General features: G+C 46.1%; 7 protein-coding genes. All 7 read right to left on the bottom strand.

Going from position 1 to position 12,571, the window contains the following annotated elements; genetic code table 11:
• Positions 1-5: 5 nt before the first annotated feature.
• The 7 genes from MNQ98_RS09125 to MNQ98_RS09095 all read right to left on the bottom strand — a co-directional run bounded on the left by MNQ98_RS09125 (position 6) and on the right by MNQ98_RS09095 (position 12,374).
• Entirely contained in the window at positions 6-3,116 is a 3,111-nt protein-coding gene (locus MNQ98_RS09125; protein ID WP_241932886.1) for an alpha-mannosidase, read from the bottom strand.
• Between the two features lie 4 nt (positions 3,117-3,120).
• Positions 3,121-5,418 carry a glycoside hydrolase family 3 N-terminal domain-containing protein gene (locus MNQ98_RS09120; RefSeq protein ID WP_241932885.1) on the bottom strand — a complete coding sequence of 766 codons (2,298 nt, stop codon included), beginning with the start codon at positions 5,416-5,418 and terminating at the stop codon, positions 3,121-3,123.
• Between the two features lie 26 nt (positions 5,419-5,444).
• Positions 5,445-6,368 (bottom strand): carbohydrate ABC transporter permease, encoded by a 924-nt coding sequence (locus tag MNQ98_RS09115; protein ID WP_241932884.1) that lies wholly within the window; start codon positions 6,366-6,368, stop codon positions 5,445-5,447.
• Between the two features lie 32 nt (positions 6,369-6,400).
• Entirely contained in the window at positions 6,401-7,330 is a 930-nt protein-coding gene (locus MNQ98_RS09110) for an ABC transporter permease (RefSeq protein ID WP_241933881.1), read from the bottom strand.
• Positions 7,331-7,419: 89 nt separating this feature from the next.
• Positions 7,420-8,910, bottom strand: a complete 1,491-nt coding sequence (locus tag MNQ98_RS09105) for an ABC transporter substrate-binding protein (RefSeq protein WP_241932883.1) — start codon at positions 8,908-8,910, stop codon at positions 7,420-7,422.
• A gap of 133 nt (positions 8,911-9,043) precedes the next feature.
• Complete coding sequence (locus MNQ98_RS09100) at positions 9,044-10,555, bottom strand: response regulator transcription factor (protein WP_241932882.1); 1,512 nt, start codon at positions 10,553-10,555, stop codon at positions 9,044-9,046.
• A complete protein-coding gene (locus MNQ98_RS09095; RefSeq protein WP_241932881.1) occupies positions 10,548-12,374 on the bottom strand; it encodes a cache domain-containing sensor histidine kinase in 1,827 nt (608 codons plus the stop codon). The genes MNQ98_RS09100 and MNQ98_RS09095 overlap by 8 nt, the downstream gene beginning before the upstream one ends.
• Positions 12,375-12,571 lie beyond the last annotated feature (197 nt).

The raw sequence follows: 12,571 nt of genomic DNA, 5'->3' as shown, positions 1-12,571 counted from the left end.
AGGTATTAGGAATATATAAGTTTCACTGTTTTGATCTCATAAGGTGCAAATAGAAGTGAAATCGTTCCCTCCGTGGTTGGAAGAATCTCGATTTCTTCCTCCAGCGCATTGGACAAGTACACTTTCGCGAACGGATGCGGCCACGTCAAGGTGACAGAATCACGTCCTCCGGTGGACTCATACCAACGAAGAATAACACCACTGCCGTCTTCTGCAGGTTTGACTGTATCGAGCACGACATGCTGGCTCTCAAACGGAATCCATGAATGTGTCGGTGGCAGTGTTCCCTGTTTTGGAGACGCAGAGAGTACAGGTAGTTCGTAGTTCAGCTCTGCAGCTTTTCGGACAGTATCAGCTTGACGCCAATCCCCTATATGAGGATACAAGGAATACGTGAATTGGTGCTCTCCCAGGTCCGCCGTGACATCCGGCCATTTAGGTGCTCTTAGAAGAGACAGTCGGATGGTGCTGCCCTGAATGTCATAACCGTACTTGCAGTCGTTCAGCAGGCTGACACCGTAACCGAATTCCGATACGTCCGCGAAACGGTGACCACACACTTCGTACTGAGCCTGTTCCCAGCTCGTGTTTCGATGTGTCGGACGTTCAATGGACCCGAATGGAATCTCATAAGTCGCCTTTTCTGTCACAACGTCTATCGGGAACCCAACCTTAAGTAATTTGTGTGATTCATTCCAGCTGACATGGGTTTTAAAATCAATTCGACGATCCTGATGATATAAAATCATATCCTGCGTAATCTCTGATTGATGCAACCGCCACCGGAAACGGAGAATATCCTTTACCGAACCCGTTAGAACCACTTTTTTCTCTAACAGCTCGGCTTCTCCGGCAACCTGATCCTCATAACGGGTATCAATGTCCCAAGCATCCCATAACACAGGACGGTCATGGAAAAAATGAAACCGGTTTGCCCGTTCTCCATCCTTCACCACTTCACGGTTAGCTTCTTTATCGAAGAGACTGATGATTTCGCCGCGATCATTGAACTCGATCTTGTAGAACTCACTTTCCCAGAGATGATCCAGATTTTTCGGATCTTTACGGGATAGTCCTTCCAAGGACTCTCCTGTCCGCAACCATATTGTCTTATAGCCAAAGGCAGGTACGCCCGGCACACACACGGTCAAGGAAACTGCACCCGTGTCATCGGTCACTACGTCACTCTTGAGGAGGTTACCCTCGGCATCGTAAACAGCTTGCTCATCCGGGCTATCTTCACAAGGTATCGATATGACGGCATCACGGGACCATCCCAAACTGTTGAATACGAGGTATGGCAGCCCTTCTCCTTCAGTACTCACTTGTGCTGCGAGTGCCTGAAGCCCGATCTGAAGCGATGTGTTTCCTTTATCGAATACTTCACCATACTCTTTCTCGGAGGTCACGTATGACTCGGTAATCGCTGACCCCGGGATAATGTCATGGAACTGGTTTAAAAGAATCAGCTTCCAGCCGTCATGAAGTGTGGTGTTTACTTCTTGTATCTGTCCATCAGACATGGCTGGAGCTGCCAGCGTGTTCCACAGCTCTGCTTCGCGGTACAGCATTTCTGCTCTCCGATTGTGCCTTTTATTACGACCATGTGTGGTATAGGTTCCACGGTGCAATTCCAGGTAGAGATCCCCTCGCCATGTTGGAAGCTTTGGACTGCGCTCTTCAATACTTTCGAAAAATTCCGCTGCCGTGCTGTAACGGCTAGCCGGCTGGCCTACCATCAATTCTGCCCGGTCGATATACTCCAGCATTTCACGGGTTGCACCACCGCCGCCATCGCCATGTCCGTAGAGCAGCATCTGCTCATTATGAACATCTTTCTGACGGTAAGACTGCCAATGGTCATGAACATCCTTCGGCAGTGTATTTTCATTCACTCCATGGTTCAGGTAGGACAACATCGGCGTTCCGTCAATCCCTACCCAGTGAAATAAGTCGTACGGAAATACGTTCGTATCATTCCAGCCAAGTTTTGTGGTCATGAAATAACGGATACTGCCATGTTTCAAAATTTGCGGCAGTGAAGCACAATAACCGAATGTATCCGGAAGCCACTCAATGTCCGACATTTTCCCAAACTCCTGCTGATAAAAGCGCTGACCGTAAAGCATTTGACGCATAAGTGATTCCCCGCTCGGTATGTTCAGGTCCGGTTCGACCCACATTCCTCCGACCAGCTCCCAGCGTCCTTCTGCTACTCTCTCTTTCACCCGCTCGTACAGCTCGGGGTCATTGTCTTTCAAAAACTGAAACAGTAGCGGCTGGCTCTGTGCGTATTTATATTGAGGATACTCCTCCATTAAAGCATCAACGGTTGAAAAGGTACGGCTTGTTTTTCGGACCGTCTCCCGTACAGGCCACAGCCACGCGATATCAATATGTGACTGACCGACCATGTGCTCGGTCCCCTCAGCATTGTTGCCGATCTCACCAACCTCGCGAATGAGGTCCTTTTCAAGCCGAATGACAGCTTCCCCCATACGCACTGAAGCCTCATCCATAGCAACGAACCTGTCCATCGCACGGTAAAGTGCCTCCATGAGACGGATACGCCTGAAGTCCTGCTCAGGTAGCAGGAGCAAGGAGTCGCGTATAACGGTTACGGTGTACATCAGACTTTGTACAGGTGTATTGACCCGAACCAGCATACTGCGGATGGTGGTAATCGGAGGCTGGATGACCGCTTGCTGGTTCAGTGGATCCACCGGCTCTGGAATCGGGTCGTACAGCTCAATTTCGAGCTCTACTCTAGGTCCGGTTCTTTCGGGATCCAAGGTAACAAACGTATGATTCCGGTCCAGCCCTTGATAAGAACGGCCGTTCACACGCAGCAGACCCTCGCCTCCAGACTCGAACACAAAACCGATCTTGTCATTAAACCATGTAACGGGAAGCTCCAGTGTTTTGCGGAAGAAATATGTCGTTCCCTGATTACTCGGGAACCGATCCAGTCCCTCTCCTTGAGGATACGGTTCTGTATTCTCATATTGTCCCGGGAGTTTATAAGTGGAACGTGTAATATCCCAATCCCGTAGCCCCATGACCTCCAGCCACTGACGCTCTGACAATTCTCTGATAAATCGTCTAATTCGCTCCATGAATTTAATCCTCCTGCACTGTCAGATCAGTGCTAAGCGTATCATTGACATGTCTGCCTGCCATCACGCGGAACAGACCTGGCTCAACAACATACTTATATTCTTTGCCGATATACTGCAATTGTTCTGCTCCAACCGTAAACTCAACAGTCTTTGATTCTCCAGGCTTCAAGTGGATCTTGCGGAAGCCCTTTAGCTCTTTGGCAGGTCTGGTGTAATCACTTACGGCATCAGATATATACATCTGAACGACTTCGTCCCCTTCACGGTCTCCCGTATTGGTTACGTTAACGGTCAGCGTCGCTTGTTCGTCAGACCGGATCAATTGCGGTTCAATTTTCAAATCACTGTAGCTGAACTCAGTGTAACTCAGACCATATCCAAACGGATAGCGCGGTTGTGAATCATCTTCCAAGTACCTTTTGCCGCGCGAGCGCTTCCCGTGATAATAAACGGGGAGCTGACCAACATGCTTAGGTATCGATATAGTCAGACGTCCCGATGGGTTTACGTCACCGAACAGAATATCGGCGATGGCGTGACCGCCCTCCTGGCCCGGATACCAAGCTTCAAGAATAGCATGGGCATGCTGGTCAATCCAAGGCTCTGCAATAGGTCGTCCATTGATCAATACAACCACAACCGGCTTGCCGAGCTTATGAATTTCCTGGAGCAGTTCTAGCTGTACACCCGACAGCTGAAGGGTCATTCGGTCTATTCCTTCACCGCAATCCATATCGCTCCAAGCATGCTCTGTCACTTTAGATGCCCCGGTTCTCAGATCAATCGTTCCTTCCCCGAAATCACGGGCGCTGGAGCCCCCAAGTACCATAACGACCGTATCCGCCTGCTCTGCGCAGGACAAAGCCAAATCAAAGCCTTCTTTTGAATCATCCTTAATCCGGCACCCCGGTGCGTACAGCACACGCTGCGGCTCATCTTTCAGTTTGTGACGAATTCCCTTCAGCACAGTAGCCACGCTGTCGGAAGGTTGCGGTGATGTATAATCACCGAGCTGATTATAACCTTGATCCGCATTCGGACCGATAACCGCAATCTTACCGGACGTTTTGGATAGCGGAAGAATCCTGTTCTCGTTCTTGAGTAATACGGTACCCTCAGCAGCAAGCTGATGGGCTAATGCAATATGTTCGCTACTCCCTATGACGTTCCCTGCACGATCTGGATCAACATAAGGATTTTCGAACAATCCGAGTTTGAATTTCAGACAAAGTACGCGCTGGACAGCTTGATCAATAACTTCCGTTTCCAGCTTACCGAGTTTCACGGCTTCTAACAAATGTCTGTTGAACATTTCTCCAGACATTTCCATATCGATCCCTGCCCGAATGGCCTGAACTGCGGCATCCATGCCGTCCACCGCCGTATCGTGACCGGAAGCAAGCATATCGATAGCTCCGCAGTCGGTAATGACCATCCCGTCAAAACCCCATTCCTGGCGAAGAATGTCGTCAAGCAGCTCGGAATTGACTGTACATGGTACTCCGTCGATTTCGTTATATGCCGGCATAATAGACTCGGCTCCAGCTTCAACCGCTTTTTTAAACGGCAGCAAATCTACTTCCATCAATTCGCGCCGTCCCATGTGTGCAGGTCCGGCATTTCTTCCACCCTCCGAGCTTCCATAGCCTGCAAAGTGTTTCAACGTGGCAACCACACTATCGTCCCGATCAAGAGACTCACCTTGAAGTCCTTCAACCGAGGCAACACCCATTTTACTGATCAGATAAGGATCTTCCCCAAAGCATTCTTCCGTGCGTCCCCAACGAGGATCACGCACCACATCCAGCACTGGCGAATAAGTCGCCACCCCGCCCTGGCTTCGTGTTTCTAAGGCAACGGCACGACACATCTCCCGGTACAGATCTACATTCCATGTACTTCCTATCGACAGCGGTACAGGAAAGACAGTCCCACCGATCGCCATATGTCCATGGGAGCACTCCTCTCCGATCAGAATCGGAATGCCCAGACGGGAATGTTCAATGGCGTAACGTTGAATTTCATTTACCGCCTGAGCGCCTTCCTGGGGGGAGAGACCATTTTCGAGCGTTACTCCTGTCCACGGATCGGCGCGGAGCACCCCGTAGAGGGAGCCCACTCCGCCGTATGTCACTTGCTGTTTAAAAGATTCAGTTAATGAAATTTGACCATTCTTATATTCATAGGTCTTCCAGCCGAAAGGTTGAATCAGCTGTCCGATCTTTTCTTCCAGAGTCATGAGGCTAAGCAGGTGCTGAGCCCTTTCCATGGCTGGCTTGCCAGCATCTTTATAAGTCATCTGAATCCCTCCGGTCTTTACATGGATTATTCTTTTACCGCACCAACCGTCAAGCCTTGGATAAAGTAACGTTGGAAGAACGGATAAGCCAAAATGATAGGTCCGGTAGCCAGTACCACCATCGCCATACGGGAAGTGTCCTGAGGCAATGATTGAAGAGCCTCCATGCTAAGTGAAGAGTTTTGAGAATTTTGCAGAATGAACTGCATGCTCGTTTCAATCCGCATCAACATGGACTGCAATGGAACCAGGTTCGGATCGTCAATGTACAAGAGTGCGTTAAACCAGTCGTTCCAGTATCCGAGTGTGCTGAACAATCCGATCGTTGCCAACCCAGGAAGGGAAAGCGGAAGAACGATTTTATAGAAAATTTTGAACTCCGATGCTCCATCAATTTTACCGGACTCAACAATCGCATCCGGAACACTCGTGACATAAAACGTTCGCAGAATCATGATGTAAAAGGCGTTAACGGCAAGCGGCCATATGAGCGACCAGATCGAATCCTTAAGTCCCAAAAGCTGTGTAGCAACAATATAAGTCGGCACCATACCGCCGTTAAAGAGCATCGTAAAGAATGCGAAGAACGAAAAGAAGTTACGGTATCTGAAACTCTTACGTGAAATCGCATAGGAGTACAATGAGATAATACATAAACTGATGAGCGTACCTACAACGGTTATAAAGATCGTTACACCGTACGAGCGAAGTAACGTGTCCCCTGTCTCGAATACGTACTTGTACGCTTCCAAACTCCATTTCTCAGGAAAAATCTGATATCCGTTACTGGCAAGAGATTTCTCATCCGTAAAGGAAATGATCATTACAAATAAAAACGGGAATACACATAAAAAGGAAAAAATACCTGCAATAAGATTGCCTACAATATTCCAACCCTTAGAAACCTGATGAAAGTCCCGAGTCTTGATCTTGGTTTTGCTATTATTCACGTTACGTACCCCCTTTGATGAAAATTTGCGGATTAGAACAACGCGTTCTCCTTGTCATATTTGCGCACGATATAGTTCGAAGTCATAACAAGGGCGAATCCGACAACAGATTGATACAGACCAGCGGCAGTACTCATACCGATCTCACCGGTAGTCTTAAGTCCACGGTATACATAGGTATCGATAACGTTCGTAACCGAATAAAGCGTACCGGAATCTCTCGGCACTTGATAGAACAGTCCGAAATCCGCATAAAAGATTCTGCCTATTGCAAGCAGGGTTAAGATGGTCATAAGTGGCTTCAGCATTGGGATCGTAATTGACTTGATCTGCTGCCATTTGTTTGCGCCGTCAATCATAGCCGCTTCATAGAGCGATTTGTCGATCCCCGTAATAGATGCGAGATAAATAACACTGTTATAACCTATGGATTTCCACAAGCTAATCAATATCAAAAATAGAGGCCAGTATTTTGATTCCGAGTACCACTGAACCGGATCTGCACCAAACCAAGCAAGAATTTGGTTCAGCACCCCTTTATCATAGCTCAAGAAGCTAAATGCAAAATAACCGACGATTACCCATGATAAGAAATAGGGCAGAAACATGCCGGTCTGGTAAACTTTCGCCAGTCGTTTATTTACGATTTCAGACAGTACAATCGCCAGGGCAACAGACAAGATGAGACCTAGGACGATAAAGGCGAAATTATACAACACCGTGTTTCTCGTAATGATATATGCGTCGTTCGTACTAAACAAAAATTTAAAGTTATCAAGTCCGACCCACTTGCTGTCTATGATGCTGGCCAGAAATCCATCGCGGCTAAAACGGTATTCTTTAAACGCAATGACCGTTCCTAACATCGGCAAGTAGGAGAAAAAGAGAAACCAGATGGCTCCAGGCAAAACAAAGAACAGCATCGCTTTATTGAGCATAATATTTTTAAAGAATTGTCCGATCGCTCTCACGTTAATCCCTCCTCGTGATGAATGAAAAAGAGAAGGGCGGTCAATGACCGCCGCCCCTCGTATTCACGTTGTCAATCTTCTTACTTGTTGCTTGCTTTCCATGCGTCAATTTGGCTTTGAGCTTCAGCTATGATTTTGTCCAGACCAGCAGCTTTTAATTTCTCGATTGCTTTAGGCAGGTATTGTTCTGGATCTACGGTACCCGTCATCAATGGAGCCCAGAATTCTTCTTTCGCGTTGTTGACCGCCGCAAGTTCGGTAGAAACTTTTGTAGGATCGAAGTTGAAACCGAGCAGCGGTGCAGGTTGACCGGATGCGTTAAACTTCTTGAACTCTTCCCACTTGTTCTCAGGATCTTCAGGGTTCAAATAAGTAAGCATGACGTTACCAAGTGAAAATGTAGGCATGTCGTAGTTCTTGGATTCAGGCAAGTTTTCCATTACATTCTCACTAAGTTTTTTGTAGTGCACGCCTTCAATACCGGAATCCACCATATTGCGAAGTGTTGCGTCTGTATTAAGCAGATTCAGGAATTTCATAGCTTCTTCAGGATGGTCAGAGTTCGCGGATATCGCTTGCATGGAACCCATTACGGACCAGTTATAGATGACAGGGTCGCCAGCTGGTGTGGAGACGATTGGGTAACCGTAGCTTTCACCCCACATGTTATCGGCAAACGGCTGTGTAGATGCGCGGTCTGTAAACCAGTTTCCAGAAGTAAACAAATCTTGTGTTGAAGTTGTTGTTGCTGCTTCAGGAGAAATGTATCCTGCTTTGTAGAATTTGTTCATTGTTTTCAAAGCTTCCATCGTTTCTGGAGCTTCGAGGAAGTTGATAACTTTCAATTCTTCTTTATCATCCATATGAACAGCCATCGGCATTTTTTCAATGACGTAGTCGAAAGGAAGTAGTGGAGCAAAGTCTTTGTTGATCGCGAGAGGTACAACATTTGGCTCCTCTTCCTTAATTGTTTTAAGCACTGGCTCAAGGCTTTCCAATGATCTCACGTTAGAGATGTCCAGGTTGTGCTTCTCAACAAGATTTTTGTTGAAACGCCATACTTCTTGAGCTGGAAGCTCTTTGTTAGCCGGGATCGCGTAGTTATGTCCGTCAACCTTGGAGCCTTCCAAGAAAGCAGGGTCAAGTGCTTCTTTAATGCCTTGTCCATGCTTCTCAATCAACTCATCAAGCTCCATGAATGCGCCTTTTCTTGCGTTTTGAACATAATCAAATGCCCATGAGCTTGTGAACAAAATGTCCATCGGCTCACCGGAAGCAGCCATAACCTGCATTTTTTGTGTATAGTCACCGAAGTCAATCTGCTTCATGTCAACGGTTACACCGATTTTCTCAGCAGTGTACTTATTGATCTCAGCCTCAACTTTATCCAGATCTTTCTGAGGCTGACCGACCGTATACCAGATCAGTTCCACTGGTTTAGTTGCTGTACCGCCACCGTTGCTTGCGCTTTCATTAGCATCCTTTTTGTCACCACCGCAAGCAGTCAGCATCATTGAAGCGGACAACAGCAATGTAACTGGAAGCAGCCACTTCTTTCTTGATTTACTCATTTTATTTCCTCCCTTTTGTCTCTCTTGTACGCTTTCTACACTTCTAAGGTTACCGGATGAAAGCAGTTTCACATAGGTTAAAAATTAAAGTTATTATGGTGAAAATAAAGAAAAAACTACTCTGATCAATACATCAGAGCAGTCCTTTAAAGTCTCTTGGCGATAAACCTACATACTTTTTGAATTGCTTGTAGAAATACCCAGTTTCCCAATAACCTACTTCTCTGGAAATTTCCTGCACTTTCAGACTTGTCGTACGAAGCAGTTCTTTAGCTTTCTCAATCCGGTAACGGTTTATGTACTCCGTGAAACTCTCTCCTGTTTCCTTATGAAAAAGATGCCCCAAATAAACCGGATGAATATGGTATTGCCCAGCAAGTACTTTAAGCGACAAATCCTCGTTATAAGATTGATGAATATGGTGAAGAGTTTGCTGAATCACAGGACTTTTGATATCGCTGTTCAAGGAATCGACCAGACCGCCAATCCCCTCCTTCACAGCAGCAATCAAATCATCTATTGATGCTGATTCCATAATGCGGGTAAGTGTGTTTTTAACGAAGTCCGGGGCAGCACCATATTGAATGTCGCTAAGCTCCATCTTAAAACGGATAATCAGTTCTACAGCAAAACTTTGTAACGCGCTCGGCACAATGCCAGGCGTATTCCGAAGTCGCTCGTAATCACTATCGATTTTGTTAAACAACTCCTGTTTATCCCTTGCTGCAATGTCTTTGGCATAGTCAGGCCAATGTAACGAGAAGGATCGTGAAGCCTCCTCCTTGCGCTCCTTGATGTCTACATAGTCCACATATGATGGCTGCTCTAGGACCAGAAAATACTCCTGAGCCTCTTTCGCATGCCGATAGCTGTCCGTGTTATGCTCTGGAAGGGTCTCCACACTCCCCAGAGAAATACAAATATCTTCTTCGAAACACTGCTCCCTAACTTGCTGGAGCAACCGGATAGCTCTTGGTTTCTCAGCTTCGGAATCATCCATCGTAAAAATCACAACAAAGTCTCCGTCATAATCGACCAAATAAAGAACGTTGTCTTCATTTTCCACCAGTTGTATCAGCGCCTGTTCCACTTTCGCCGATTGAGTTCGCAGCACAGACACCATCATATAAGGCTGGTCAAGTCGAAGACCCAGTAAAGAAGCACGCTCTGACAGCTCTTCCGGCTCGATCTTCCCGGTTAACCAGCGGTGCAAAATATTACTTCTCAGAATGGAGATGTCATACTCATCAAGCGCATAACTCGCTCTTGAAGCGTTGATCTTCTCAATCGTACCAGAGAGTGTCTCCTCAAGCTCTTTTAGATTAATCGGTTTCAGCAGATAATTTTCAATTCCAAGACGCATGGCTTCCTTTAAGTAAGCAAAATCGTCAAATCCGCTGAGGATGATAACTTTAAGCTCCGGTTTGATTTTTCTGGCCTCCGCTATTAACTCGAGCCCTGTCATGACAGGCATAGAGATATCCGTAATGAGTATATCTACAGGGAGATCTTTCAATTTCTCAAGCGCCAGCTTTCCGTTCTCTGCATTACCAACAATTTCAATATCGAACCGCGGCCAATCTACGGCATCATATAATCCTTCAATAATAAAAGGTTCATCATCAACAACAAACACCTTATACATTATTCCCCAACTCCTCTTCTGTCACCGGAATATCTATCAATACCGTAGTACCGATATCCGGCTTACTCTGGATGTCCATACCAAACTCATTTCCGTAAGTAAGCTTCAAACGCTCGTTAACACTTCGCAGGCCAAATGACTCCTCCCCGCTAGTCTCGGCTAACTGAAGACGCTTCAGGATGCTGTCCAACTTTTCTGCTGTGATTCCTTTACCATTATCACGAATTTCAATATGCACCCGGTCATCTTCCCAAACAGCTTTAATGAGAATGTGGTTATCATAACGGTCCGTCTTAAGACCATGGACAATATAATTTTCTATTAGTGGCTGCAGCGACATTTTGATCATCGGGATTGCACCGATCTCCTTCTCCCAGTCGAATTCATAGGTGAACTTGTCTTTATACCGGATCCGAAACAGTTCAAGGTATAAACGACAAGCCTCAAGCTCATCCTTCAGCGTGTAATTGTGCTTGGTCTGGACGATATTTTTAAAGAGCACAGACAAGCTGTAGATCATCTCACCGACATCCTGAGCTCCTTGAGAAAGTGCCCTCATTCGAATGACTTCCAATGTGTTATATAAAAAGTGTGGGTTAATTCTTGCTTGAAGCGCAGACAATTCCGCATTCTTCTGATTGATCTCCGCTTTATACACTTTGTCGATATACTTGGTCAGCTTTTCCAGCATCTCATTAAAACTCTGTGAAATCTGTCCGAGCTGATCTTCCTTCGGATCCTGAATTCTGGCTACAAAATCCCCCGTCTCTACTTTACGCATAAACCGGATAATGTTGTTGGTTCTCTTCGAATAATTAACAATCACTACACCAGGGAGTAGGACAGCGAACAATACGCATGCCAGAGCAGCCAGAATGATCGTACTGCGAAGACCCTCAGAAGTCGCTGCAACCTCCGCTTTGGGAGCGATTCCAACGACAGTGAATCCGCCTTGATTATTAGACAAAGTGGTTATATAAGACTCTTCCTCCAGCTCCACGGTCTCCTTCGGATTGAGCAGCTCTTCCGCATATGGATAACGCTTACCATAGAACTTACTTGAAGAATCAAACAGCACCTGACCATCGGCGGACAATACCAGAATATATCCCTTCATATTGGGTGATTGGCTCGACAACATCTGATGTAAGCCCTCTGTCCGAAAATAAACGAGCAATTGGCCCAAATTTTTATAGGTTCTCATATCATTAATCGGACTTCGAATGGAAAACAGCTGACTTTCTTCGTTCCGAGTCAGTTTCTGTACCCATTCATTGGGCAGCGTTACGTTCAAGCTCTCTAGTGCCATGACATCCGGGATGAATGACCGCGCCGAGTTGACTTGGTATAGCTTGTTCATACTCCCCTGCTTGTAGACATAAATGTATTGCTTCTCTGCACTGTAAAGAATGATATTTTCAATATCAGTATCATCTTCCAGACGCTTTTTGAAATAGGACAGAACACTATCTGAATTGGATCCGCGGGACTCGATAATCCGGTCGATTCTTTTGGCCATATATTCATCGAATGAGTTCATCAGAAAAAAGGAAGCGTCGTCACTAAGCGCGGTGCTACGGTACAAATCATTCACATACGATTGTACAGTCTCGTATTTCTGATTGATATACCGTTCTACCCGCTCTACCGCTTCGCGCTGATAAGCCAGCTCGTCCCGTACGGCAGTTTGGGACAAAAAATAATACATTAGATATGACAACGAAAGAATCGTCACCACAGTGATCGCAGCAAACAGGAGCAGTATTTTGGTGAACATATTATTTTTAATATAATTTCTATAAAAATTAACAGGAGACACGACTGTCAATCTCCTTCCTGATGTGTAAGAACGGCTTGGCTACCGCTTCTATACTATAACACGTTCCGACCATTTTATTTCGTTGTAATAATTTAGGATATCGCACATTGGCTGCGTCAAATATTCAACAACTACATGTTAAAAAACGGAAAAGATAATAAAGGCCCATTTCGCACATTTTCATGCGCGTCGACTCT

Source organism: Paenibacillus sp. N3/727 (genome assembly GCF_022637315.1).
Taxonomy (GTDB): Bacteria; Bacillota; Bacilli; order Paenibacillales; family Paenibacillaceae; genus Paenibacillus_AQ; species Paenibacillus_AQ uliginis.
This window is presented reverse-complemented; position numbering and strand designations above follow the sequence as displayed.